The sequence below is a fragment of the Mycobacterium parascrofulaceum ATCC BAA-614 genome (genome assembly GCF_000164135.1).
GTDB lineage: Bacteria > Actinomycetota > Actinomycetes > Mycobacteriales > Mycobacteriaceae > Mycobacterium > Mycobacterium parascrofulaceum.
In genome coordinates, this window is the sequence record NZ_GG770553.1 from 616,057 (window position 1) to 640,066 (window position 24,010).

Annotated in this window: 27 protein-coding genes and 2 pseudogenes; 10 read left to right on the forward strand and 19 right to left on the reverse strand. The window is 66.5% G+C overall.

What is annotated here, in order from left to right:
• Positions 1–44: 44 nt before the first annotated feature.
• Positions 45–902, forward strand: a complete 858-nt coding sequence (locus tag HMPREF0591_RS02990; RefSeq protein ID WP_007166924.1) for an LLM class F420-dependent oxidoreductase — start codon at positions 45–47, stop codon at positions 900–902.
• Between the two features lie 12 nt (positions 903–914).
• Here the strand turns inward: HMPREF0591_RS02990 and HMPREF0591_RS02995 are convergent, their stop codons facing one another.
• Both HMPREF0591_RS02995 and HMPREF0591_RS03000 read right to left on the reverse strand, forming a co-directional pair.
• Positions 915–2,471: a SulP family inorganic anion transporter gene (locus tag HMPREF0591_RS02995; RefSeq protein WP_007166925.1), complete on the reverse strand. Its 1,557-nt coding sequence runs from the start codon at positions 2,469–2,471 to the stop codon at positions 915–917.
• 287 nt (positions 2,472–2,758) lie between these two features.
• Positions 2,759–3,181, reverse strand: a complete 423-nt coding sequence (locus tag HMPREF0591_RS03000; protein ID WP_007166926.1) for a nitroreductase family deazaflavin-dependent oxidoreductase — start codon at positions 3,179–3,181, stop codon at positions 2,759–2,761.
• A gap of 100 nt (positions 3,182–3,281) precedes the next feature.
• Between HMPREF0591_RS03000 and HMPREF0591_RS03005 the strand changes: the two genes are divergently transcribed.
• The 3 genes from HMPREF0591_RS03005 (at position 3,282) to HMPREF0591_RS32885 (ending at position 5,195) form a co-directional block, all read left to right on the forward strand.
• Positions 3,282–4,181, forward strand: coding sequence for a class I SAM-dependent methyltransferase (locus HMPREF0591_RS03005; RefSeq protein WP_007166927.1), 900 nt, complete (start codon positions 3,282–3,284; stop codon positions 4,179–4,181).
• A gap of 60 nt (positions 4,182–4,241) precedes the next feature.
• On the forward strand, positions 4,242–4,931 hold the full coding sequence (locus tag HMPREF0591_RS03010; protein ID WP_040620990.1) for a class I SAM-dependent methyltransferase: 690 nt from the start codon (positions 4,242–4,244) through the stop codon (positions 4,929–4,931).
• A 96-nt stretch (positions 4,932–5,027) separates the two neighbouring features.
• Positions 5,028–5,195 carry a hypothetical protein gene (locus tag HMPREF0591_RS32885; protein WP_007166929.1) on the forward strand — a complete coding sequence of 56 codons (168 nt, stop codon included), beginning with the start codon at positions 5,028–5,030 and terminating at the stop codon, positions 5,193–5,195.
• A gap of 53 nt (positions 5,196–5,248) precedes the next feature.
• On the opposite strand, the gene HMPREF0591_RS03015 is transcribed toward HMPREF0591_RS32885, so the two are convergent.
• The 3 genes from HMPREF0591_RS03015 to HMPREF0591_RS03025 form a co-directional block, all read right to left on the reverse strand.
• Positions 5,249–5,608: a hypothetical protein gene (locus HMPREF0591_RS03015; RefSeq protein ID WP_040620992.1), complete on the reverse strand. Its 360-nt coding sequence runs from the start codon at positions 5,606–5,608 to the stop codon at positions 5,249–5,251.
• Between the two features lie 10 nt (positions 5,609–5,618).
• Positions 5,619–5,843 (reverse strand): hypothetical protein, encoded by a 225-nt coding sequence (locus tag HMPREF0591_RS03020; RefSeq protein WP_007166931.1) that lies wholly within the window; start codon positions 5,841–5,843, stop codon positions 5,619–5,621.
• Positions 5,844–6,129: 286 nt separating this feature from the next.
• On the reverse strand, positions 6,130–7,392 hold the full coding sequence (locus HMPREF0591_RS03025) for a TetR/AcrR family transcriptional regulator (protein ID WP_040620994.1): 1,263 nt from the start codon (positions 7,390–7,392) through the stop codon (positions 6,130–6,132).
• Between the two features lie 202 nt (positions 7,393–7,594).
• Here HMPREF0591_RS03025 and HMPREF0591_RS03030 point away from each other — a divergent pair, with 202 nt between their 5' ends.
• The gene (locus tag HMPREF0591_RS03030) at positions 7,595–8,422 is read left to right on the forward strand and encodes a mycofactocin-coupled SDR family oxidoreductase (RefSeq protein WP_007166933.1); all 828 of its coding nucleotides are present in this window, start codon (positions 7,595–7,597) and stop codon (positions 8,420–8,422) included.
• Positions 8,423–8,496: 74 nt separating this feature from the next.
• Here the strand turns inward: HMPREF0591_RS03030 and HMPREF0591_RS03035 are convergent, their stop codons facing one another.
• Positions 8,497–8,817, reverse strand: a complete 321-nt coding sequence (locus HMPREF0591_RS03035) for a DUF1330 domain-containing protein (protein ID WP_065441879.1) — start codon at positions 8,815–8,817, stop codon at positions 8,497–8,499.
• 157 nt (positions 8,818–8,974) lie between these two features.
• On the opposite strand from HMPREF0591_RS03035, the pseudogene HMPREF0591_RS03040 reads away from it, so the two are divergent.
• Positions 8,975–10,007: pseudogene (locus HMPREF0591_RS03040) on the forward strand (fused (3R)-hydroxyacyl-ACP dehydratase subunits HadA/HadB).
• Between the two features lie 15 nt (positions 10,008–10,022).
• Here the strand turns inward: HMPREF0591_RS03040 and HMPREF0591_RS33655 are convergent.
• A pseudogene (locus HMPREF0591_RS33655) lies at positions 10,023–10,148 on the reverse strand (transglutaminase-like domain-containing protein); the annotation flags it as partial.
• A 6-nt stretch (positions 10,149–10,154) separates the two neighbouring features.
• Complete coding sequence (locus tag HMPREF0591_RS03045; RefSeq protein ID WP_040620996.1) at positions 10,155–11,162, reverse strand: glycoside hydrolase family 6 protein; 1,008 nt, start codon at positions 11,160–11,162, stop codon at positions 10,155–10,157.
• Positions 11,163–11,298: 136 nt separating this feature from the next.
• Here HMPREF0591_RS03045 and HMPREF0591_RS03050 point away from each other — a divergent pair, with 136 nt between their 5' ends.
• From HMPREF0591_RS03050 to HMPREF0591_RS03060, 3 genes are read left to right on the forward strand one after another with little or no spacing between them, the layout of a single operon-like run.
• The gene (locus HMPREF0591_RS03050; protein WP_007166938.1) at positions 11,299–12,213 is read left to right on the forward strand and encodes a hypothetical protein; all 915 of its coding nucleotides are present in this window, start codon (positions 11,299–11,301) and stop codon (positions 12,211–12,213) included.
• Positions 12,213–12,923: a hypothetical protein gene (locus HMPREF0591_RS03055; protein WP_007166939.1), complete on the forward strand. Its 711-nt coding sequence runs from the start codon at positions 12,213–12,215 to the stop codon at positions 12,921–12,923. The genes HMPREF0591_RS03050 and HMPREF0591_RS03055 overlap by 1 nt, the downstream gene beginning before the upstream one ends.
• A gap of 8 nt (positions 12,924–12,931) precedes the next feature.
• Positions 12,932–13,540, forward strand: a complete 609-nt coding sequence (locus HMPREF0591_RS03060) for an Rv0361 family membrane protein (RefSeq protein WP_157137469.1) — start codon at positions 12,932–12,934, stop codon at positions 13,538–13,540.
• Between the two features lie 56 nt (positions 13,541–13,596).
• On the opposite strand, the gene HMPREF0591_RS03065 is transcribed toward HMPREF0591_RS03060, so the two are convergent.
• From HMPREF0591_RS03065 to HMPREF0591_RS03075, 3 genes are all read right to left on the reverse strand, one after another.
• On the reverse strand, positions 13,597–14,331 hold the full coding sequence (locus HMPREF0591_RS03065; RefSeq protein ID WP_007166941.1) for an SDR family NAD(P)-dependent oxidoreductase: 735 nt from the start codon (positions 14,329–14,331) through the stop codon (positions 13,597–13,599).
• Entirely contained in the window at positions 14,318–15,217 is a 900-nt protein-coding gene (locus HMPREF0591_RS03070; protein ID WP_040621001.1) for a TIGR03619 family F420-dependent LLM class oxidoreductase, read from the reverse strand. Before HMPREF0591_RS03070 ends, HMPREF0591_RS03065 begins: the two co-directional genes overlap by 14 nt.
• A gap of 69 nt (positions 15,218–15,286) precedes the next feature.
• Complete coding sequence (locus HMPREF0591_RS03075; RefSeq protein WP_007166943.1) at positions 15,287–15,910, reverse strand: NADPH-dependent F420 reductase; 624 nt, start codon at positions 15,908–15,910, stop codon at positions 15,287–15,289.
• 95 nt (positions 15,911–16,005) lie between these two features.
• Here HMPREF0591_RS03075 and HMPREF0591_RS03080 point away from each other — a divergent pair, with 95 nt between their 5' ends.
• Positions 16,006–16,485 (forward strand): MarR family winged helix-turn-helix transcriptional regulator, encoded by a 480-nt coding sequence (locus tag HMPREF0591_RS03080; protein ID WP_007166944.1) that lies wholly within the window; start codon positions 16,006–16,008, stop codon positions 16,483–16,485.
• 234 nt (positions 16,486–16,719) lie between these two features.
• On the opposite strand, the gene HMPREF0591_RS03085 is transcribed toward HMPREF0591_RS03080, so the two are convergent.
• The 8 genes from HMPREF0591_RS03085 to HMPREF0591_RS03120 all read right to left on the reverse strand — a co-directional run bounded on the left by HMPREF0591_RS03085 (position 16,720) and on the right by HMPREF0591_RS03120 (position 23,792).
• On the reverse strand, positions 16,720–17,991 hold the full coding sequence (locus HMPREF0591_RS03085) for an amidohydrolase family protein (RefSeq protein WP_007166945.1): 1,272 nt from the start codon (positions 17,989–17,991) through the stop codon (positions 16,720–16,722).
• 346 nt (positions 17,992–18,337) lie between these two features.
• The gene (locus HMPREF0591_RS03090; RefSeq protein ID WP_244268786.1) at positions 18,338–19,033 is read right to left on the reverse strand and encodes a spermine/spermidine synthase domain-containing protein; all 696 of its coding nucleotides are present in this window, start codon (positions 19,031–19,033) and stop codon (positions 18,338–18,340) included.
• A 384-nt stretch (positions 19,034–19,417) separates the two neighbouring features.
• Positions 19,418–20,794 (reverse strand): replicative DNA helicase, encoded by a 1,377-nt coding sequence (dnaB, locus tag HMPREF0591_RS03095; RefSeq protein WP_007166947.1) that lies wholly within the window; start codon positions 20,792–20,794, stop codon positions 19,418–19,420.
• 529 nt (positions 20,795–21,323) lie between these two features.
• Positions 21,324–21,782, reverse strand: a complete 459-nt coding sequence (gene rplI, locus HMPREF0591_RS03100) for a 50S ribosomal protein L9 (RefSeq protein ID WP_007166948.1) — start codon at positions 21,780–21,782, stop codon at positions 21,324–21,326.
• 31 nt (positions 21,783–21,813) lie between these two features.
• The gene (rpsR, locus tag HMPREF0591_RS03105; protein ID WP_007166949.1) at positions 21,814–22,068 is read right to left on the reverse strand and encodes a 30S ribosomal protein S18; all 255 of its coding nucleotides are present in this window, start codon (positions 22,066–22,068) and stop codon (positions 21,814–21,816) included.
• Positions 22,069–22,104: 36 nt separating this feature from the next.
• Entirely contained in the window at positions 22,105–22,614 is a 510-nt protein-coding gene (locus HMPREF0591_RS03110) for a single-stranded DNA-binding protein (protein ID WP_007166950.1), read from the reverse strand.
• A gap of 112 nt (positions 22,615–22,726) precedes the next feature.
• Complete coding sequence (gene rpsF / locus HMPREF0591_RS03115) at positions 22,727–23,017, reverse strand: 30S ribosomal protein S6 (protein WP_007771721.1); 291 nt, start codon at positions 23,015–23,017, stop codon at positions 22,727–22,729.
• A 133-nt stretch (positions 23,018–23,150) separates the two neighbouring features.
• Positions 23,151–23,792, reverse strand: a complete 642-nt coding sequence (locus HMPREF0591_RS03120; protein WP_007166952.1) for a DJ-1/PfpI family protein — start codon at positions 23,790–23,792, stop codon at positions 23,151–23,153.
• Positions 23,793–24,010 lie beyond the last annotated feature (218 nt).

Sequence of the window (24,010 nt, forward strand, 5' to 3'; positions counted from 1 at the left end):
GCTCGCGGGGGAAGCAATGCCGCCGCGGCGTGGTTGCACCGCCAATGCGCATCGGAGTTGTGTTCCCGCAGACCGAACTCGGCGGCGACCCCGGGGTCGTGCGCGCGTACGGCGAGGCCGTCGAAGGCCTCGGATTCACCCATATCCTCGCCTACGACCACGTCGTGGGCGCCGACCCGGCCGTCCACCGCGGCTGGGACGGCCCCTACGACATCGACTCGACGTTTCACGAGCCGTTCGTCGTGTTCGGCTATCTGGCCGCGCTCACCTCGCTGGAACTCGTCACCGGGGTCATCATCCTGCCGCAGCGACAGACCGCGCTGGTGGCCAAGCAGGCCGCCGAGGTCGACCTGTTGACCGGCGGGAGGTTCCGGTTGGGCGTCGGATTGGGCTGGAACGCCGTCGAATACGAGGCGCTCGGCGAGACGTTCAGCAATCGGGGCAGGCGCTCCGAGGAGCAGATCGAACTGATGCGCCGGCTCTGGACCGAACGATCGGTCACCTTCGACGGGCGGTACCACACCGTGACGGCGGCGGGCCTGGCCCCGCTGCCCACCCAGCGCCCGATCCCCGTATGGATCGGCGCGGCCTCCGACCGCGGGCTGGAGCGCGCGGGGCGGCTCGCGGACGGTTGGTTTCCGATGACGGCTCCCGGCCCCGGCCTCGAGCACGCGCGCGAACAGGTGCAGCGGGCGGCCACGACCGCCGGCCGGGACACCGCGAGCGTCGGGATGGAAGGCCGGGTCAACTGGACGGGCGACCCCGACAAGGTTGGCGCCGGCATCGCCGCCTGGCGGGCCGCGGGCGCCAGCCACCTTTCGGTCAACACGATGAACGCCGGGCTCGCGTCCGTCGACGACCACCTCGCCGTGCTGGAGCGGATCGCCGCCGACGTGAAGTAACGGCGCCGTCGGCTAGCCGGTGTTGGCCTCGACCAGGCTGAGGTGGACCGCGCGACGGTGGCGTTTGGGCGGCTTCTCGGCCCGTCCATCGGTTTCGTTGTGAACCTTGACCGTTCCGCCCGTGGCGCAGTGCCGGCGTTGCCAGTCGCTGATCGCCTGGTGCGCGGCGTGATCGAGATAATTCGCCAGCATGTGGACGGTGACCGCGGTGCGCTCGGGGATCGTCGCCAGCACACCGGTCAGCCGGGGCAGGGCCAGGAAGGTGCACGCACCTTCGATGACGACGTGCCATTCGTCGTCAACGGCCCTCGCTTCCACCTTGGCCCGCACCACGCGCCATCCGGTCACGACGATCGCCACCGCGAGCCCGATCATGACGCCGTGCAGCAGGTTGAGGAAGACGACGCCGACGATGGTTATCAGGTAGACGGCGAGATCGCCGTTGCGCAAGGCGGTCTCGATGTGTGCGGGTTTGAGCAGCTCGATCCCGATGACGATGAGCAAGCCGGCCAGCGCGGCGGTGGGGATCTGTTCGACCAACCCCGCGAAGGGCAGGGCAAACAACAGGATCCAGACCCCGTGCATGATCGTCGAGGCGCGAGTTTTGGCGCCCGCGTTGACGTTAGCCGCGCTGCGCACGATGACGCCGGCGATCGGAAGCCCCCCGATTGCGCCCGACGCCATGTTCGCCGCGCCTTGTCCGATCAGCTCGCGGTTGAAGTCGGTGCGGGGGCCGTTGTGCATGCGGTCGATGGAGACCGCGGTGAGCAGGCTTTGCACACTGGTGATGAGCGCGACGGTGATCACCGCGACCGCGACGGCGCCCCAGTCGCCGTGCGGAAGTTCCGGCAACTGCAGCGCCTCGAGCACCGATCCGTCCAGCCTGATGCGGGAAACGTTGAACGGCGCGACGATCGAGACGACCGTGACGACCACGATGGCGACCAGCGGACCGGGAATCTTGGCGACCCGGGCCGGCGCCCAGCGCCACACGACCAGGATGGCGATGACCATCAGGCCGAGAGCGAGGCCCGGGCGGTGTGCGCCGACGATTTGCGCCGGCAGACCGACTACGTTTGTCCAGGCCGAGCTTTGCGATTCACCGCCCAGCAGGACGTGCACCTGCTGCAAGGCGATGGTGATTCCGATGCCGGCCAGCATGGCGTGCACGACAACCGGAGAGATCGCCAAGGCGGCCCGGGCAATTCGGCTGACCCCCAGCATGACTTGTAGGGCTCCGGCGATGACGGTGATCAAACAGGTCACGGCCCAACCGAACTGGGAGACCACGTCGGCGACGACCACCGTGAGCCCGGCCGCCGGGCCGCTGACTTGCAACGGCGAACCACCGATACATCCGGCGACGATGCCGCCGACGATCGCCGCGATCAATCCGGACAGCACGGGGGCGTCCGAGGCGATCGCGATCCCGAGCGACAGGGGCAGTGCGACCAGGAAAACCACCAGGGAGGCCGGCAGGTCGTACGGGAGGGCCGCGCGCAACCGGTCGATCCGCGTTGGTTCCCCCGTTTCGGCGGTACGTGCACCTCCCCGTTCGGTGTGTTGCATCGACCCTCCCTGGGTTGCGCATAAGGAGCGCGTGGGATGTCGCCCGCGACGCGCCGGTCAGTGCAATGTAAATATCTGCGGCACAAGCGATCACAATGGCAAAACGTCGTCGTTCTACTGGGACGTGCCCGCTTATGGATACCGAAGGTATGGGCTGCCCAGAAGCGTCGCAACCCGACGGGCCGGGCGCATATCGAATGCAAATCTTCTCGGCGCGTACAGGTGTTGAAGCCCCGGGGATGCCCGGCTGTGCTTGGGTCAGCGAAATACCTTGGAGCGTAATTGATTTACTCCAGGACAAACACCGGTATCTGCCTCGATGTCTTGGCCTGGTATTCCGCATAGGGAGGGTAGGCGTCGACGGCCCGTTGCCACCATTGCGCGCGCTCGGCCCCGTCGAGTTCGCGCGCGCGCAGCGTGACCACTTTTTCGCCGTCTTGCAGCGTCACCTCCGGGTTGGCCTTGAGGTTGAAGTACCACACCGGATGCTCGGGGGCCCCGCCCTTCGACGCGACTATGGCGTAACGGCCGTCGTTTTCGACGCGCATCAGCGGCACATACCGCTTCTTACCGGACTTTGCGCCGGTCATGGTCAAGAGAACGACCGGTCGATCGAAAATCTCGACACCGTCGGTCGTGCCTTGTCGCAGGATCCTCTCGGTCTGCTCGCGCACCCAGTCCGTCGGGCTCAGTTCGATGTTTTCGGCCATACCCGATCTCAGCACGTAGCGGCGCGGTAGTCATCCCCCGGGGCGTACAGTGGGTTTATCGCTTAAATGGGCTAACTAATGGCGGAGAGGAGCCGGGTGAGTGGGCCGCACCGAGAACGACACATGGGATTTGGCGTCCAGCGTGGGCGCGACCGCAACCGCGGTGGCCGCCCAGCGGGCGATCGCCTCGCAAGGGCCGAACCCGCTGCTCAACGACCCCTTTGCCGATCCGCTCGTGCGCGCGGTGGGTAGCGACACCTTCGTCAGGCTCCTCGACAACGAGATCGACCGGTCAGACGACCCCCTGCTGAATCGTCGGGCCGTCAACGAGCAGATCACGGTGCGCACCCGTTACTTCGACGACTTCTTCGTCCTGGCGACCGAATCCGGTGTCCGCCAGGCGGTGATCCTGGCGTCCGGCCTGGATACCCGGGCCTATCGGTTGCTCTGGCCGGCCGGCACGGTGGTCTACGAGATCGATCAACCGGAGGTCATCGAGTTCAAGACGCGGGTACTTGCCAGCCTCGGCGCCCAACCCGCCACCGAGCGGCGCACGGTGGCGATCGACCTGCGCGACGACTGGCCGGCCGCCCTGCTCGAGGCGGGTTTCGATCCGCACGCGCGGACGGCCTGGAGCGCCGAAGGCCTCCTCGTCTACCTGCCGCCCGAGGCGCAGGACCGGTTGTTCGACAACATCGTCGCGTTGTCGGCGCCGGGCAGCCGCATCGCAACCGAACACATGGACCTGCGCAACATCCCGTCGGACTGGGCGCAGAAGCTGACGGAGCGATCGCAACGCCTGGGTTCCAAGATCAACCTGGCCGAATTGTTCTACACCGGTGACCGCAACACCGCCGCCGAATACCTGGCGGCGCATGGCTGGCAGGTCGACATCCGGACGACCGACGATGCCTTCGCCGCCCACGGGTTCGAAGTGCCCAAGGATGAGTTGGCCTCCTTCGGCGAAGACTCCGGCTACCTGACGGCCATCCTTCGTTAGGCGCCACCCCGTTGTATCAACCCCGTTGACATATATCAGCCGGATTGATACAACGGTGGTATGTCTCAGCCGACTCAAGAAATGTTCGAATCCGCCTACCGGGGCGAGGCCCCGGAGATGGGCGAGGGCAATCGGCCGCCGTGGAGCATCGGCGAGCCGCAGCCAGAGATTGCGGCCCTTATCGAGGCCGGGAAGTTCCATGGTGACGTCCTCGACGCCGGTTGCGGGGAAGCGGCGGTGTCGTTGTTCCTGGCCGAACGCGGCTTCACCACAGTGGGCCTGGACCAGTCGCCCACGGCCATCAAGCTGGCGACCGAAAAGGCCGCCAGGCGAGGCCTGGCCAATGCCACATTCGACGTCGCGGACATCAGCGCGTTCGGCGGCTACGACGGCCGCTTCGGCACCATCGTCGACAGCACCCTGTTCCACTCGATGCCCGTCGAGCTGCGCGAGGGTTACCAACAGTCGATCGTGCGAGCCGCCGCGCCGGGAGCCTCCTACTTCGTGCTCGTGTTCGACCGCGCGGGCATGCCGGCAGGCGGTCCGGTCAACGCGGTCACCGAGGACGAGCTGCGCGACGTGGTCTCCAAGTACTGGGTGATCGACGAGATCCGCCCGGCACGCATCCACGCCAACGTGCCCGACAGCGCCTTGGAAGGCTTCCAGGCCTTCTCCGGCGCCGACATCCGCGACGAGGGCAACGGCCGCAAGTCGATAGGGGCCTGGCTGCTGTCGGCTCACCTGGGCTGACCGCCGCCGCCGGGCGGGAGTCGCGCCGGCCACGTTTCGACGCGCGCTATTCGGGAGACCCTGACTGGAGCAACGCAGACGGTCAGAGGAGAGCACGTGGACCAGCAAGTCAATATCGATCCGCCACCGGCACCCGAGGACGCCCGGCAGGCGACCGAGGAACAGCGCAGGTTGCAGGAGCAACTCGAGCATCAGGACGACGACCCGGACGCGCCGGGATTGCACCAGTCCCGGCGGGACCTACCGGACGAGAGCACGCGCTAGGTCACGCCCCTGGCGGACGAGGCGTGGCTTGAAATGGGTTGCGGGCCCGTAAATCAACCCGGGCTTTCTCGGGCGCGTGCAGACGACTGTTCGTCTCCGGTGTTCCGACGGTCATGCGCGAGCACCGCCGCCGCCAACCCCACCAGGGTGATGCCGCCGATCGCGGCCGCCGGGATCGCCCACGCGCGGCGGATCATCAGAGCGTTGTCACATTGGTCGACGTAGTTCGCGCCGCGACCCTGCCCATCGGCGCTGGAGGCCTGGGTGAGGTCCGTCGCGAATCCGCTGCCGCATTTGACTTGCCAGCCGTACTGGTCGTAGGCGTCGATGAACACGGGCAAGCACAACGCGAAAATCCCGACGGTCAGGGCCACGATGGCCGTCGAGAACACCCAGGGCCCGCGTCTTGACATCTGTTTGGGCCTAGGTCATGCACACGTTGGCGAAAATGAGCACGGGCCATGACACGATCGAACCGAGAAACGAGACCACCAGGTCGAGCCCGTGCATGTCGCGCAGATGTGCCGTGTGGGTGGACGACCAGATCACACCGACAATCAAGTAGGGCGTGCCGAGCAGCACGGCCAGGCCCAGCAACTCGGCGATGGTCAACTGATAATCCAGCAGACGGCGAATCCTTTCGAGCATCGGGCGTCCCTTCGCGTCGAGCGCTACCGGGGCCGGTCGGCTCAGCGCCGAGTCAGTCGGTGAGCCCGCCACACCGCGGTACGTGAACTAGATCCGGATTATGTTAATGGCTATTCGGTAATTTTGGTAGCACGCGTCGCGGCGGGGAACGCTTTGTCACCGTGCCGAACCAGCGATCCGCCTGGACGGCAGTGGGTTAGGAATAACCCCGTGTAATCCCTCCCCCCACGGAGTCAATGCATGTGGGCGCACGTTCGTGTCGCGAGCCGGCTCGAGGCGGGTCGTGTCAGCGGCGCCGCGTGCCACCGCGGGCGGCCTGGCGTGAGGGTGCGGCGGCCCGGCCGAGCAGGGTGGTTTCCATCAACCGGCGCACCGTGGTGCGCGCGGTCTGGCCCGGGCCGGGCAAGACGAGCTGCCCGATGTCGACGGCGAGGGCGAAGGCGGCGTGTACGGCGTACCGGGCGCGCCCGAGGGTCAGCCCCGGCCGCGCGGCTACCGCCAGCCGGGCCCAGGATTCGACGGTCGAGCGCTGAATGTTGTAGAGCAGGACCGCGTCGGTGTCGGGAAGGTTGTGGCGCTCCGTGTAGTACAGACGGGCCAGCTCCGGGTTGGCGAACGACCGGGTCACGAAGGCGTCGATCAGCGCCACCAGCGACCGCGCCGGATCGCCGCCGGCGGCCACGATCGTGGACAGGTCACCGGAGAGCTGGTCGGCGCCGCGCCGGTATGAAACCGCCAGCATGGCGGCCTTACTCGGAAAGTATTGGTAGATGCTGGCCACCGGTATCCCGACGGCCGCGGCGATGTCCTCCATGCCGGTTTCGCGGTACCCGCGTTCGCTGAACAGCCGGATCGATTCGTACAGCAGCAATTCGTAGCCGCCGGCCGCGTTCGTAATCGCGCCTCCCCGTGAGGATTCCGATCCACTCGATCGCTGCGCCGGCACGTCGGCCCTCAACACGGCGGCCGCGATCTCGGTCAGCGTCGCCCGAATCTCGTTGTTGCCCAGCCTCGAACGATGGTCGGTGATGCTGCCGATGACACTCAGCGCCGCGACCGAGATGACCCAGCGTTGCCGCGATTGCAGGTTCGGCCGGAGTTTGATCAGCGGCCGTTGTAGACGCCGGTTGACCAGCTTGACCTGTTCGGCCAGCACGTGCTCGTCTTCCCCGCGCAGGTAGCGGCCTTCCCAGCGATACAGCCCGCCCGCGGTGCGGTTGACGATGGTGGTGTCGATCAGCGCGGCGGTCAACGCGCGCAGCGTCTCCGCCGGATCGGCATCGTCGGGCAAGTGATCGGCGAACTCGGTGGCGTCGACGAGCCGCTGTCCGAGGGCCAGGACCGCGGAACGGAACAAGTCGTACTTGCCGTGCGAATGCCGGTAGAGTGCTGCCGCGGAGATCCCGACCCGCGCCGCGATGTTCTCCATGCTGACCGCGTGGTAGCCGAGTTCGCTAAAGGCGTCGGCGGCGGCCCGAGCGATCTGCGCCTTCCGGTCTTTCGGGCGTCGCTTTACCGGAGCTGCGGGCGAGCGGGCGGCCGGCGTCATAGTCATCACGGTAGCCGCAGCATGACCGCTTGGGCGGCCGCGCGAGGTACCGGCCGCCACGGACTAACCCCTGACTGGCCCCTGGCGCGGTGCGCCGCCGCCCAGTAGCGTTTCCGTACCCGTCACGTGCTTCGGCCATCGCGCCGCCGGTGAACCTCAGCCGGCGCCTCAAGCAGAGGCCTCAAGCAGAGGAGGTATCGGCATGACCGATCCCGTCGCCCCGCTCGCCGGCAAAGTTGCCTACGTGACGGGGGCCGCCCGCGGCCAAGGCCGCTCGCACTGTGTGCGGCTGGCCCGTGCGGGCGCCGACATCGTCGCAATCGACGCCTGCGCGCCGGTCGCCGAACATAACGGCTATCCCCCCGCACTCCCCGAAGACCTGGCCGAGACCGTCAACCTGGTCGAGGGCGAGGGCCGCAAGATCCTCGCAGACGAGGTCGACGTTCGCGATCTGTCGGCCCAGCAGCGGGTGGTGGCGAACGCGATCGAGCAGTTCGGCCGGCTCGACATCGTGGTGGCCAACGCCGGTGTGCTGAATTGGGGCCGGCTGTGGGAGATTTCGGCCCAGCAGTGGCAGGAGACCATCGACACAAACTTGACCGGGCTGTGGAACACGATGAAAGCGGTGGTGCCGCCGATGATCGCGGCCGGCAACGGCGGATCGATCATCAACATCAGCTCCGCGGCGGGAATCAAAGCCGTCCCGGGCTGCGGGCATTATTGCGCAAGCAAATTCGGCGTCGTCGGACTCACCAACTCGCTGGCGGTCGAGCTCGGCGAATTCGGCATCCGGGTCAACTCGGTGCACCCGTACGGCACCGACACCCCGATGGGCAACGACCTGTCGATGTACCAGACGTTCCAAGACCATCCGCATTACATCCACAGCTTCTCGCCGGGTGCCCTGCCGACCGAGTCGCTGGCGGCGCCCGACCTGGTCTCCGACATCGTGGTCTGGCTTGCCGGCGACGCGTCTTCATTGGTCACCGCAGCCCAAATCCCCGCCGACAAGGGGTATCTCAAGATTTGACCCCGTGCCCGGCGCCCTCCGGGATCGATATCGACGAATGCCGTGATTCGCGAATCGTGGTCGGCCCGCCACGCTCACCGATTCAGCACGGGCCTGAGATCGTCGAGACGGTCGAACAGGTGCCAGATGTATTTCGACGACCCGTTCTCGCGGTGCGGATGCAGGTCGGCGAGTTCCGGGTCGTTGCAGTAGCCGTCGAAAGCGTCCCGCGATTCCCACTCCACGAGGATCAGCACCTGACGGGGCTCGATGTCGCCGACAATCGCATCTTGGAAACTGCCGAGTGCCACGACACGACCACCATGCTTGGCGACCTCAGCGGGTGATCGTCGTGAGTATGCGCGGTACTCGTCGGCATCGGCGACATCGAACAGATTCAAGGCATAAACGGTCATGCTCATCGACATTAGGTGGCCGCTGCGCGTCGGCGGACCGGTGCCTTCACCACGGCAGCAACGCGCCGACCGCCCGCGCCGATGGTCACGGATGTCCGCGCGTTAGGGTGCCCTGGTCGGCCGCAGCGAACCGGTCGATAGAAAAGTTGAGCAATTGATGACCGCACCAGTCGAAACTCCCACGCTCGAATCGCGCGTGGGCCACTACTACCAGCTCGACGAACCGTACCGGGTCTCCGGGGAAAAGGTGCGGGAGTACGCCCGAGCGGTACAGGACTACCACCCCGCGCACTGGGATATCGCCGCCGCCGCGGAGCTGGGATATTCGGGCCTGGTGGCGCCGCTGACGTTCACGTCGATTCCCGGCATGGTTGCCAATCGCCGGCTGTTCGAATCGGTCGTCGTCGGTTATGACATGTATCTGCAGACCGAGGAAGTCTTCGAGCAGCACCGACCGATCGTGGCGGGCGACGAATTGCACACCGACGTCGAACTTTCATCGGTCCGCAGAGTCGCGGGCCGCGACCTGATCACCGTGACCAACACGTTCACCGACGCCGCCGGCGAGCGGGTTCACACCATGCACACCACCGTCGTCGGCGTCACCGCGGACGAATGTCGATCCGGCGATGCTGGTGGCCGCGAAGAACGTGGTGATGCACGACGTGAACCTCGCCGGAATCGACACCTCAGAGGCGGCCTACCGCAAGACGGTGCGCCCGGCGGGTGACGTGCGGATCGCCCAAGGTGGTGCGGACCGCATCCCGGGCACTCCGCGCTTCGACGACCTGGAAGTCGGCGCCGAGCTACCGGTGCACCACGCCCGCCTGTCGCGCGGCGACCTGGTGAACTATTCCGGCGTCGCCGGCGACGCCAATCCGTTGCACTGGGACGAGAACGTCGCCAAGCTGGCGGGCCAGCCCGATGTGATCGCCCACGGCATGCTCACCATGGGTTTGGGCGCCGCGTTCGTCTCGAAGTGGTCGGGCGACCCCGGCGCGGTGAGCCGGTACGCGGTACGACTGGCCCAGCCCGCGATCGTGTCGGCCACCCACGGTGCGGACATCGAGTACAGCGGCCGGATCAAGTCGCTGGACCCGACTACCCGCGCGGGGACGGTCATTGTCGTCGCAAAGTCCGCTGGTAGGAAGATCTTTGGGCTGGCGACGGCGGAGATCCGCTTGCGTTGAATGGCGGCGGCGTTCCTATCGCAGACTGACGAGCTGCTCGACCGAGTCCTTGGGTAGCTCACCCTCGACGACCGCCGTGACCATCATGTTCTGCATCGTGATGGCGCCCCCGTGGTTATCGAGAGACGCGGCGTCGGCAGCCCCCGCCTACTGACCCGCCTTGCGGGCCAGGTCGATCGCGTACTGGCTCACGAAGGTGCCGGCCGCCGGGTCGCCCTTGCCGCAGGTTCCGTCCGATTCACCGGGACGTTTGATCCACAGGTAGGCGTCGGCGTGCGCGCCCGCGGTCGCCGCGGTGGGGGGAGTGCCCAGCGCGCGGCCGCTGGGGTTGCACCAGTTGAGCTCGGAGTCGGGCGCAGGTCCGGCACCGTTGCGCGACGTGTCGACCACGTAGTGCGATCCTCCATTCGTCAGCCCCGAAATCGCTTCGCCGTAGCCGATTTCGTCCTCGGTGGTGAAAAAGTTCGCCGTGTTCACGCTGAAGCCACGCGCGTGGTCCACGCCGGCTTGCTTGAGCCGCGCCGCCATGTCCTCGGCGCTGTGCCAGCGCAGGTGGCCGGCGTCGACGTAGACGGCCGCGTTCGGATCGCGGGTCAGCGTGTCGACCGCGTAGCGGACCAAGTCATAGCGTTCCTGACGCTGATCGCCCGAGAGGCAGTCGGCCATCGCGAGCGCATCGGGTTCGACGACGATCGCCACCCGCGAGGCGCCCACGTCGGAAGCGATGCCGTCGATCCAGCCTCGGTAGTCGGCACCCGACCCGAAGCCGCCCGCGGCGAAGCTGCCGCAGTCGCGGTGCGGGATTCCGTAGAGCGCCAGCACCGGGATGGCGCCGGCAGCATTGGCATCGCCGACGTACTTGCCGACCGTCGACGCCGACGACCCCGGAACGATCCAGTACGCCTGCGGCGTGTTGGCGATCGCGGTCAATTCGGCACTCGGCGGATCGGCCTTCTGCGCGGCGCGCATGGCCGCCGAATTGGGATTGACGTAGAACGGCGCTCCGGCCAACGGGTTGCCGCTATCGACCAGGCGCACAGCGGGGGCGCGACCGGCCTGCGGCGGATCGGCAGACAGACCCAGCCACGCGACGGCCGTGGCAGCCAGGAAGGGAGCAATACACCGCGCGAAGGCACTCGCCGCTGACGAAATCACGATAGGAAAACTAGTGCGTCGCGGTATCGAGCGCGAATCCGCGTCCGCTCAACGGCGCCGTCGGGGTGAGGCGGAGAAGGGCCTTCGGCAAACGTGGCCACGGCGGCTCGTCATAAACTGGGTAATCCGTATCGAGATGAAGCACCACAAGCCGATGGATCGGGGAGCGCCGCCGGCGGCGGGCCGGTCGCTGGTCCTCCTGCTCGCGGTGGTCCTCCTGCTGTTGGGCCTGGCGTGTGGGCTGCCAGTCGCTACCAGTGGTGCCGCGCCGGGGCCTGCGCAGGGCTGTGAGTCGCAGCAGCAGGCGCTCGATTCGATCAACGCCGAGATCGCCCGCCACAATGCCCAACCGCACGACTTCATCGTGCCGAGGCAGCAGGCCGCGGCCGACGCCTATGACGCCGAAGCCGCCCAGCTCAACGCCCGTGGCAGTCAGGCGCAAGCGAATCTCAACAGTTGCGCGGCCGTCGTCGCCAAATTGGCCGATCACGGGACGCTGCCTAAGCCCTCACAAGACAGGATCGACAAGATCAACGCCGCGAAGGCTCGGCTGCCGTCGGGGTACGCGCCGCCCGCCCCACCGCCCAGGAATTCGCTGGGCGGGGTGGCGGTCGCGCCCCCGATGCAGCCCGTCTTCAAGCAGCTGCGTCAGAAAGGGCCCTGGTCCGACGACCTGATACTGCAGGGCCAGGCCAAGCCGGGCGTCGGCGATCCCGATCCTGCGCGCAACGGCGCTCCGATACCGGGCATGGCCAGCGATCCCTCACGGCCCGCGGTCGTCGTCGACCACATCGTTCCGATCGCTGCCCTGATGTATGTGCCGGGGTTTCTCAACCTGCCCGCCGAGTACATGTACATCGTGGCCAACTCGCCGCGGAATCTGCAATGGATGTCGGCCTACGCCAATGGCATGAAGAACTCCGATAGCGTCGCCCGGATCGGCAACGCCGATCCCAAGTGGGTCCAGGAGCAGGTGCAACTGGAAAACGACACCCGCGCGACGCTACAAGACCTGATCAACCAGTTACTCACCACGATCCCGCCCAGCTGATGACCGTCGAAAACATCGAAATCGAACGGGTTCTCGGCCGTTTTGCGCATTCCGAGCCGGTCGTCCTGGCCGCGACCGGATCCGGCGCCGACGTGCCCGAATCCTGGCAGCCGATCGCGCGCTCCGATGCGGCGGAAGCCCGGCGCATGGCGGCCTTGTCGCTGTGGAACAGCGACTTTCTGCAACTGGTGCCCGACTTCGCCCAAGCGCTCGAGACCGAACTCGCCGACGTCCGGATCGGCCACCTGGCCGGAGAGGCCGTCCTGGTCTACGCCCTCGAGCATTACGACGACGACCAGCGGCACGTGGTTTGTTGGATCGGCTGGGACCCGGCCCTCTCCCGCGACGCCGAGTTGCGGTTCGCCGAAGCAATCCCAGACCCCGTGCGCCGCTTCTATCGCGAGACGCACGCCGGCTTCGTCGCTCCCGACTGGATGTCCAACGGCCCCATCCCGCCTCGACACCTGCAGACGTACGCCGAGTATCTGGGCTGCCCGGAAGGACTGCCGGAATCCAACTGGCCGCCCGACGCGGTGGACGCCACGCGGCTGCTGCTGCTGGCCACCACCGCGGACGCGCACCTGTGCGTGTCACCCGACCTTCCCCCGGGACAGGCCTTGACCGTGTACGGAGGAGTACCCGAGGCCCCGGAGGACTTCGGCGCCCTGCTTGACGAGACGATGACCGCCCAACTCGATGAATTCGCCTGAGCCGCAATATGACAACGCCCTATCCCAATAACCCGTATGGCGGAGGGCCCTGGCCGCCCCAGCCGCCCTACGGCCCGCCGCCGGTGCCGCCGCAGCAGCCCTATGGCCCCCCGCCGGTGCCGCCGCCGTATGCCGCAGCCCCACCGCAGCCCGGCCCGTGGATGCCTCCGGCGGGCGCCTGGTGGGGGCCACCGCCACCCGTGCCGCCCCGCCGCCGCAAACAGGGCTGGCTATACGCCGTGCTGGCGGTCGTCGTGATCACCGTCGCCAGCGCCGTTGCGGCGATCGCCGCCTACGACCACTACCAGAACAGCGACCCCGCCAGGATCAAGGCGTTGATCGGCACCTTCTCCGACTCGGTCAGCCGGGGAAACCCGCAAGAAATCGCCACCCTCATGTGCCGCGAGGAAGCCGAACCCTATCTCGATGCGGCCGCGGACCCCGGGGGCGAACTGGCCAACGCGCCAAAGCCGAAATTCAGGATCGGCGACATCGTCGTACACGGCGACGCGGCCTCGGCAACCCTGATCTTCCGAGACGACCAGACGCAGACGATGTACTTCCGCAAAAACGCCGGCAAGTGGACCGTCTGTGCGCCCGCGAAGGATCAGATGTAGCGGAGGCGAGGCCTAGTGTGGCTGCTGGTTCCTTTGATGTGCAACGCAATTGGCGCTCAGACTGCCGTGGTGCCGCCGTCGACGATCAACTCCATACCGTTGACATAGCTTGAGTCGTCCGAGGCGAGGAACAGTGCGACGGTCGCGACCTCCTCAGGGCGGCCCATCTTTCCCCGCGGAATCAGGGATTCAAACTGGGCCTTCGTTCCCTCGTCGAACAACTGCTCCTGTATCGGTGTGGCTACCTGGCCCGGTGTCAGCACGTTGACCCGGATCCGCCTGTCCTTCAACTCGGCCAACCACACGCGGGCGTAGGCGTGCAGTACCGCCTTGCTCGCCGCGTACACGCTCCAGAAGGGAAAGCCCCTGACCGAAGCGATCGACCCGGTCATGACGATCGAGCCACCGTCGCGCAGCAGCGGCAAGGCCTTCTGCACCGTGAAGAGCGTGCCGCGCGCGTTCAGCCCGAAGGTCGCATCGAAGTGCTGCTCGGTGATCTCGCCGAGCTGGCGCGCCTCGCCCGTCCCGGCGCTGGCCCACAGCACGTCGACGGCGCCCTTTTCCCGCTTGACCGCCTCGAACAAGCGGTCAAGATCGTCCAGATTCGCCGAATCACCCTGCACGCCAATCACATTCCGGCCGATCAGCTTGACGGCTTCATCCAGCGCTTCCTGCCGCCGGCCCGAGATGAAGACGTGAGCTCCCTCGTCGACGAACAACTTGGCGCCGGCCAGCGCCATGCCGCTCGATCCACCGGTGATCACCGCCACCTTGCCGTCAAGCTTTCCCATGATCACTCCATCGGGCGATGACCTGGCCGGCGAAGTCGAGCAACTCGTCAAGGCTGGGGAACATCGCGAAGGCATCCACGATCGCCTCGTCGACACCGGAACCGGCCAAGCGCTCGAGCCTGTCGGTAACCGAGCCGACCGGCGTGCCCGGTTCGAGGTTGATCCGCATGGCCGTCCTCAGCGCGTCCGGATCGCGGCCGGCGTCCTGGGCCGCACGGCGTGCGACCGACCACAAGTGGTCGGTGACCTCTTCCTGCAGCCCCTCCACCCCGAGCCAGCCGGTGCCACTGCGGCCGACCCGGCGCATCGCGGCCTCGCTGGCACCGCCGATCCAGATGGGCGGACCGCCGGGCTGGACCGGGCGCAGGTCGGCATGGACCGGCGGCAGCGAGAAGAACTCGCTCTCCCAGGACACCGGGGTGGTCGTCCACCACTCGCGCAGGAACGCCAGCAGGTCGTCGAGCATCTTCCCGCGCCTTCTCCAGTCCGCGCCGCGGGCGATGTCGTGTTCGTCCTTCATCCACCCAATGCCCACGCCCACGTCCAGGCGCCCGCCGCTGAGCACGTCGAGCGTGGTCAGCAGGCGGGCCAGGTGCGGCGGCTCGTAATAGAACGTGCTGAGCGTGCTGGAGTTCAGCCGGATCCGGGTGGTCGCCGTCGCGGCGACCGTCCACAGCAGCACCGGATCGAGGTAGCGCGTCATCTGCGGCGGGTACGGCTGCTCTTTGCCCGGGTAGGTGCTGTGCATGTCAACCGGCGTGACCAGGCGATCGCCGACCCACAGCGTGTCGTAGCCGAGTTCCTCGAGTCCGCGGCAGAACGCGCTCAGGCCGGAGGCGCTGCTGACCGCGGGCCCGACGATGGGAATTGCGAAACCAAGCTTCATGAAGGATTCCTTTCGATGATCCGTCATCCATTGCCGGGGCGCGGGCGCCCCGGTCGTTCTTGGCGCGGCTCAGGCGGGAACGGTGGCGCCCAGGGCGAAGTCGAAGTTCCCCACCCCGTGGCGGGCGAGACCCATCACGATCAGGCCCGTTCCTTCCAGCCAGTGCGCCATGTGCAAGCCGCCGACGTCGAGCGGGCGCAGCCCGAGGCTCTCGATGAACTCTGCGAAGGCCGCCTTGGCGCGCGCGTCGTCGCCGGCGACGAAGACGTCGAGCGGTCGGCCCTTCGCCAGCACCACGCCGAAGACGGTGTTGAACGCCTTCACCACGCTGGCGCTGGCCGGGGCGGCCTTGGCAACTTCCTGCGCGATCGAGGTGTCATCGGGGATGGCCAGCCCGTCGGCCGTGGCGTTGAACGGGTTGCTGATGTCGACGATGACCTTGCCCGCGAGGGCGTCTCCATACTGGGCGACGACCGGAACGACGTTGGCGTATAAGACGGACACGATGACGATGTCCCCGGCCGGCACGGCGCCGAACTCTCCGGCCGTGGCGCCGCCGCCGAGATCCTTGGCCAGCTCGGCGGCCTTCGACTGATCGCGGCCGATGACCTCGACGGTGTTGCCGCCCGCCACCGCCAGGGCGCCGATGGCGCGGGCCATGTTTCCCGTACCGATGATGCTGATGCTGCTCATGGGGGGTTCCCTCCGTGGAGTAGGCGAAAAGGTTGATGTGTCTACCATAATCCACGTTTGATGACACGTCAACCAATCGGATAGCATTGGGACTGATGGAACCGAACTGGCTGAACCCTCGTGAAGACCGTGCCTGGCGGGCCTTCCAACACGCGCATCACCAACTAGAGGTGCAGCTGAGCCGGGGCCTGCAGAAATCGGGCCTGTCGGCGGCCGACTACGAGATCCTGGCGGTGCTCTCGACTCACGACGGGGACCGCATGCCCGCGCACGAGCTGTGCAACACCCTCGGTTGGGAGAAGAGCCGCCTCTCCCACCAGGTGCGGCGCATGCAGCAGGACGGGCTGATCTGCCGCGAGCCCAACCCCGACGACGCCCGCAGCACCATGGTCTGCCTGCTACCGGCCGGCCGCGCCGCCATCGAGAAGGCGGCGCCCGCGCACGTCGAGGATGTCCGGCGGAACTTCATCGACCTGCTCAGCCCGGCCGAACTCGACATGCTCGCCGCCCTCAACGAACGAGTCCTGCACCATCTGGCCAACACCGACTCCCCGGCCGAAGAAGAGCCCCCGTAACCTCCATCGGCACTGACATCGACGGCGCTCATCTCTGTGTCGGGTCCAGGAACCGAACGGTTGCGCCGGGCTGCCCCCATCACCACGTCCGACCCCGGGTCTGACACCGAGACAACCGCCGCATGAGGCCGGAAAACAGCGCACTGCAGAAGACCGCTCTACCGGGTGACGGGGGGCCTGATCCCGGGCAAGTTTTATGCACTGGGCTTTCGAGACTCTCGTAAGAGAGCGCGTTTACTGGCGTTGGGGAGCGAGGCGCTTCAATGCGAGTCCCCCCTCGAAGGGGCGGTAGCCGAACGCGGCAGGGGCACGGTAGCCGGTGTCGTCAAGGGGCGTATGCACTTCGGCCACCGTCGGCCCAAGCTCGGCTGCAATCGGTGCCAGTGCGTCGAGGTCGAATCGGTACAGCCGAGCCGCGTTGTCGGCGAGGATTTTTCGGCACTCGCTCTCCGATCTGTTGTGCAGCGCCCACCGGATGGCCAGCCTGGATTGAGGAGCGAAGCCCTCCTCGTGCGGGTAGTCGCTTCCCCACAGGATGTGGTCTGCACCCATGAAGTCGATCATGACCGATTCGAAGGGCGCCAATTCGCTGGCCAGGTAGCAGTTCCGCTGGGCGTACTGACTCGGCGTGAGGGTAAGCCCATCGACCGAGGAACCACCGAACATCCCGTACGTGCGGTTGCCGGCTTCGGACTTCATCGTCGGCACCATCGCATCGAGCATCATCAGTTGCTGCTGTACCCACAGAGTGCCCTGCTCGGTAGGGGCGAACCGTAGCGCGGGGTGACGCTCGAAAACCCCGGCCAGGATCAAATGTCCCAGAGTCCGCTGTGCCCACAACGCCATTTCCGTAATGAGCACGGCGTTGGATGCCGGCTGATCCATGGGCATTGCCGGACTTCCCGGGCCGCCGTGCTGCACGATCGTCAGATCCAGTTCGCTGCACAACCGCCAAATCGGCTCATAGCGAGTGTGGAACAGCGGGGCGACATTGGGGTCGCCCGGCGATACCGGGGGCAGCAACACTCCACCAAAGCAGCCCTGCTCGTTGCCCCAACGAATCTCGTCCAGCGCGGCGTCAACGTCGTTGGGGAATACCTGGATCAACCCTCGCCGCCGTGCGGGTGCCAGCGAACAAAAATCGACCTGCCATCGGTTGTGCGCCTGCACGCCCGCCCAGCGGTGTTCGAACTCCGCTCGGTTCTCGGGCAACGAGATCGTGATGTTGGGAGACGTCGGAAAGAACGGAGGAACAGTGTTGGGCAACAACAACTCCCCTGCGACCCCGTCAGCGTCCATCTCGGAGATACGCAACTCATGGTCCCAGTTGCGCTTTGCCGTGGCGATGATCAAGTCATCGAAAGGACTCGCATACGTCTTGGCCCACGCGTCGAAGTCGTCATGCAAAGCCTGCGGGAGATACGGCTTGTATTCGAGGAGGTCGGCGCCGGCGTGGGTATCCGCAGAAATCACAGTGTAGCGGGACGGGGTCTCAGGGGTGGCCATCAATTCATCTCCTCAATGAGAATGCGACACCGGTCATTGTCACGTGGCCGATAACTTATGCATGATGAATGCTTCACTCAGCGGAATCAACCCCACCCCGGTGCAACGAGGGCAGCCCTAGATGGGATCGAATGCCGAGATGGGCCGTGCGTCGCGGACTTTGATCAAGCTGACCATGACGCTGCTGGCGGTCTGAACCGGCTCAGTTGCGCTGGCCAGGGCCGTTGCAACAGTCCCGGGACAACGCCCCCTTTCGCCCAACTAGTCAAGCGTCGCTCAGGCGCGCCGGATAAGCGTGCTCATCGCCCGATGAGGTGCGACTCGGCGCGAGCGATGACTTCAGCCGTCATGGCCGGGTCGCGAGGTAGATGGTGGCGGCTGACCGACCTCGGGTGAGGGGGTTGTCGAACCAGATTCGTTGGGCCTCAACGTCGGTGAAGACGGTTTCGAGGAGGCAGGTGAATTCGTCGACCGGTGCGTCGTCGGACCACATGGCGAAAGTGCCTCCGGGGACGAGAAGAGCGGACGCGGCTCGTAGTCCCTCGCAGGTATAGAAGTCCGCGTGTGTGTGGTGTAGCAGGTGGCGGGGTGAGTGGTCGATGTCGAGCAGGATCGCGTCGTAGGTTCGGCCGGGCTGCTGTGGGTCGAAACCGACGGAGTCTGTCGCGGCGGTGAAGAAGTCCGCGCACACGAGCGCAACCCGACTGTCGGCGGCCAGGCCGGCCGTATCCGGTAACAGGTCGCGCTGGTGCCAGTCGATGACTGCATCGGAGTATTCGATGACGGTGAGTGTCCGAATCCGGGGGCATTTCAAGGCTTCTCGCGCGGTATAGCCAAGCCCGAGTCCGCCGATGATCACGTTCAGGGCCGACCCCGGCGTCCGTTCCAGCCCCAATCGCGCCAGCTCCCTCTCGGCGACGGTGAACAGGCTCGACATGACGTACTCGTCGTCGAGCTTGACCTCATAAACATCGGCACGCATCGTCAGATCGAATCGTCGCCGTAAGCTGATCACACCCATCGGCGTCGGCTGCCAGCCCAACTCCTCGAAGTGTGCGCTCATCAAAGCGACGATAGCCCTGCTTGACGGCGAACAGGGCAGCAGGATTTTCGGATGCCTTTCATCCTCTCCTCACGTAAGGAGTAGCGTTTCGAGCGGCATCGTCGCGCCGCCGCCTGGTTCCCTCTCTCGCGGGCTGATGATTCGCGTGGCGTGCATCAGCCTGATCCCGTACTTGTGTGTGTCCCCGCGCGGGTGCCGTTGTGCTGCAAGGCGACTCAAGTGGTTTCGGCCGCCCCGACGATCCCGGCGGCGGGTGGTGGTCTGAGCACATCCGTGTTCGCGGCGCTGCGTTTGCCGCGGCGGCTGAGGACCTTGAAGGTGAGACGATGACACCGAATTTGGGAACCGACGACGCGCGACGCGTCACCGGGCCATGTTGGCGAAGCGCGACAGGTGCAGCTGATGCGCGACGGTGACCGTTTTGGTCGGGCCGTTGCGGTGTTTGGCGAGAATGAAGTCCGCCTCTCCCCCACGCGGATCGTCGCGCTCGAACGCGTCCGGCCGGTTCAGCAGGATGACCATGTCGGCGTCCTGCTCCAGCGATCCCGACTCGCGGAGGTCGGACAGCATCGGCTTCTTATCGGTGCGCTGCTCGGGGCCGCGGTTGAGCTGGCTGATCGCCACCACGGGAACCTCGAGCTCCTTGGCCAGCAGTTTGAGTTGGCGTGAGAATTCGGACACCTCGAGCTGCCGCGACTCGACCTTCTTTCCCGACGACATCAGCTGCAGATAATCGACCACCACCAGACGCAGGTCGGCCTTCTGCTTCAGCCGGCGCGCCTTGGCGCGGATCTCCATCATGGTCAGGTTCGGCGAGTCGTCGATATACAGTGGCGCCTCGCTGATTTCGCTCATCCGACGCGCCAGCCGCGTCCAGTCGTCGTCGCTCATGCGCCCGGAACGCATGTCGGCGAGTTTGATCTTCGCCTCGGCGGACAGCAGCCGCATGACGATCTCGGACTTACTCATTTCCAATGAGAAGATGACGCTGGCCAACCGGTGCTTGATCGAGCACGACCGCAAAAAATCCAGTCCAAGCGTGCTTTTGCCCACTCCAGGTCTGGCCGCGACGATGATCATCTGGCCGGCGTGCAGACCGTTGGTCACCTCGTCGAGTTCGGTGAAGCCGGTCGGCACGCCGCGCGCCACGCCGCCATTGGAAGCAATGGCGTCGATCTCGTCCATCGTCGGCTGCAGCAGATCCTCGAGCGGGACGAAATCCTCCGTCGTCCGCCGGTCGGCCACCTCGTAGATCTCCGCCTGCGCGCGGTCGACGATCTCGGCGACGTCGGCGCCCTCGGCACCCGCGTAGCCGTACTGGACGACCCGCGTGCCGGCCTCCACCAGCCGGCGCAGCAGCGCCTTCTCGGCCACGATGGTCGCGTAGTAGCCGGCATTGGCCGCCGTGGGCACCGTGGAGATCAGGGTGTGCAGATAGGGCGCGCCGCCGATCCGCCGCAGCATCCCGCGCCGGTCCAGTTCCGCGGCGACCGTCACCGCGTCGGCCGGCTCGCCGCGGCCGTAGAGGTCGAGGATCGCGTCGTAGACGTTCTGATGCGCGGGGCGGTAGAAGTCGCCCGGGCGCAGCCGCTCCAGCACGTCCGCGATCGCGTCCTTGCTCAGCAACATGCCGCCCAGCACGGCCTGCTCGGCGGCAAGGTCCTGCGGTGGCTGACGGCCGAAGTCCTCACTGGGCGCCGGCGAATCCATGCCCGGCGCCAGGTCATCGACGACCGCCATGGATCCCTCCTCCCCTACCACGCACCCGAACGTACATTCGAAAATCGATCACGTCAGCGTAAGTCAAGGAGCCGACAATTCCGCCGCACAGCACTCGCACGCTTCGCGCCGGGACGACGTTAGACGTTGCTGGCTAGTAGGTGAAAGGGGCGCTGTTCATGAACCTGTGCATCGTGTGTGCATATCCTTCGACACCTGTGTTGAGTGGGGTGTGGAGAACCTGTGTATGAATTCAAGGGGCCCTGACATCGCTGCTGTTAAGGGCCATGTAACGCGACCAAATTCGTGTGGACAAGAATCTCTACGGCGTGTCGTCGCAGGTTACTGCGCCGGGCGTGTTGGCTTTCCGCCATATTTTCGCAGCGTTACGGCAGGGTAAATAGGGCCCGCGGAACACCCACCGGCAATCGTTCGCTAGGGCTTGCGTCCGCGACCGCCCGCCATGGGCTCCGAAAGCGGGGCCACAGCGCAACTGAGCCCGGCGGCGGCCGATGATGGCCGCCGCCGGGAAAGAGCAAACGTCGGAGGCTTAGCTCTCCGCGACAACCTCGAGGGCTACCTCGACGTCGACCTCGGGATGCAGGTGTACCGACACCGGGTGGGTGCCGACGGCCTTGATGTGCGACTTGGGCAGCCGGACGATCCGCTTATCCAGGTTGGGTCCGCCGGCCTTCTTGATGGCGGCCACGACGTCACCGGACGTCACCGAGCCGAACAGCTTCCCGGAGTCGGCCGCGGTCCGCACCGGCAACTGGACGGGACCCAGTGCCTCGATCGCCGTCTTGAGTTCGTTGGCGTGCCCGAGGTCGCGCACCGCCTTGTTTTCCCGGGACCGGCGGATCTCGTCGGCCTGCTTCTGCGCGCCGCGCGAGGCGACGATCGCCAGACCGCGCGGGAGCAGGAAGTTGCGGCCGTAGCCGTCCTTCACCTCGACCGTGTCGCCGACGGTACCGAGGTGGTCGACGTCAGCCGTCAGAATCAGCTTCATCGTTCGTAACTTTCGGTCTGGCCCTCGGCTGCTATCGCGCCGAGGAGGTGAAGGGCAGCAGCGCCACCTCGCGGGCATTCTTCACCGCGATCGCGATGTCGCGCTGGTGTTGCACGCAGTTGCCGGTGACGCGCCGCGCCCGGATCTTGCCGCGCTCACTGATGTAGGTGCGCAGCAACGCGGTGTCCTTGTAGTCGATCGATTGATCGTTCTTGGCGCAGAAGACACACTTCCGCGTCTTGACCGGCTTTTCCGGAGCCGGACGTCGCTTGCTGGACTTGGCCATGACTGTCTTTCTTTCCGTTTCTTACTGTTGAAGTTTTTAAAACGGCGGTTCGTCGTCGCCGCCGCCGAAGGACCCCGATGCCGGGGCGCTGCCCCACGGGTCGTCGGCGGGTGCGCCACTCGCCGGGGCCGATCCCTGCCGGGACCCACCTCCGCCGCCGAAGCCGCCACCGCCGCCGCTGCGGCTGGCCTTGTTGACCTTGGCCGTCGCGTACCGCAGCGAGGGTCCGATCTCGTCGACCTCGACCTCGAAGACGGTGCGCTTCTCGCCTTCGCGCGTCTCGAAGGACCGCTGCTTGAGCCGGCCGGTGACGATCACGCGTGAGCCGCGGGTGAGGCTCTCGGCGACGTTCTCGGCGGCCTCCCGCCAGATGTTGCACCGCAGGAAGAGCGCCTCGCCGTCTTTCCATTCCCCGCTCTGGCGGTCATAGATCCGCGGTGTCGACGCCACGGTGAAATTCGCGACGGCGGCACCGGACGGGGTGAACCGCAGTTCGGGGTCGGCGGTCAGGTTTCCGACAACGGTGATAGTGGTGTCACCAGCCACAGTTTCCTCCTTGTTCCGCCCTGCTACTCGCTGCTCCGACGGTGAATGGCACGTATCCTCGCTGAGCCTACGCAAGTCCACCCACGGTGGGCCCGCGACTCAGCCACCGGTGTTAGTGCTTGTCGGTGCGCATCACCTTGGTGCGCAATACCGACTCGTTGAGGCTCAGCTGGCGGTCGAGCTCGGAGACCGTCGCCGGCTCCGCCTTCAGGTCGACGACCACATAGATGCCTTCGGCGTGCTTGGCGATCTCGTAGGCCAGCCGGCGCCGGCCCCAGATGTCGACCTTGTCGACGGATCCGCCGTCTTTACGGACGACGTTGAGGAACGTCTCCAGGGACGGAGCGACGGTGCGCTCGTCGAGCGTGGGGTCAAGAATGACCATGATTTCGTATGGACGCATGGAAACCTCACCACCTCCTCTGGTCTGCACGGCCACGGTCGATCCGCGGCAGGAGGGTCGCCTGCGTCGGCAACCGCACCAGGCTACCGGACGACGGGGTAACCGGAGAAATCCGTGCGACCGGGCAATCCCGCTACTGCCGGGCGTCCAGGTATTCGGTGGCCCTGTCCACCGTCGCCCGGTCGGCCTTGGCCAGGGATCCCGAGTCGAACGGCGGCTGCGGGTCGTATTCGATGAGCAGCTGGGCGGCCTGCGCGGCCTGCCGATCGACAAGGAGCTCGACCAGCCGCAACGCCATGTCGATGCCGCTGGACACGCCCGCGGCGGTGATGATCCGCTGCGACAGGTGCTCGACGACCCGGTCCGGCACATAACGGGCGCCCAATTCGTTGAGCAGACCACTGGCCCGCCAGTGCGTGGTGGCGGTGAGCCCGTCGAGCAGGCCCGCGCCGGCCAACAGCAACGCACCGGTGCACACCGACGTGGTGAACGTCGTGGTCGGGTGCACGGCCTGCAGCCAGGCGCGGATGGTGTCGTCGTGGATCAGCCGGCGCGTGCCGATGCCGCCGGGGAACAGCACCACGTCCGGCGAGGTCACCTCGTCGAACCTGGCGTCGCAGCAGAGCCCGAGCATCCCGTTTTCCGTACGCACCTCTCCGCGGCGGTGACCGATGAACACCACCTCGACCGACGGGACGCGTTGCAGCACCTCGTAGGGCCCCACCGCGTCGAGCGCGGTCACCCGGGGGAACAACGGGATGGCGACTAAGGTCATGGCGCCACTTCCCCCACAAGTGGGAGGTACCCCCACCCCCGCAAGCGGGTGGTGCCCCCACCGATCCCGGCCATGCCGGCATCATCGTCGTCGGCGCGGGTCACGGCGCCACTCTCCCCCGCAAGCGGGTGGTGCCCCCACCGATCCCGGCCATGCCGGCATCATCGGCGTCGGCGCGGGTCACGGCGCTCCGGCTCCGGCCGGCACCGCGGGCTCGG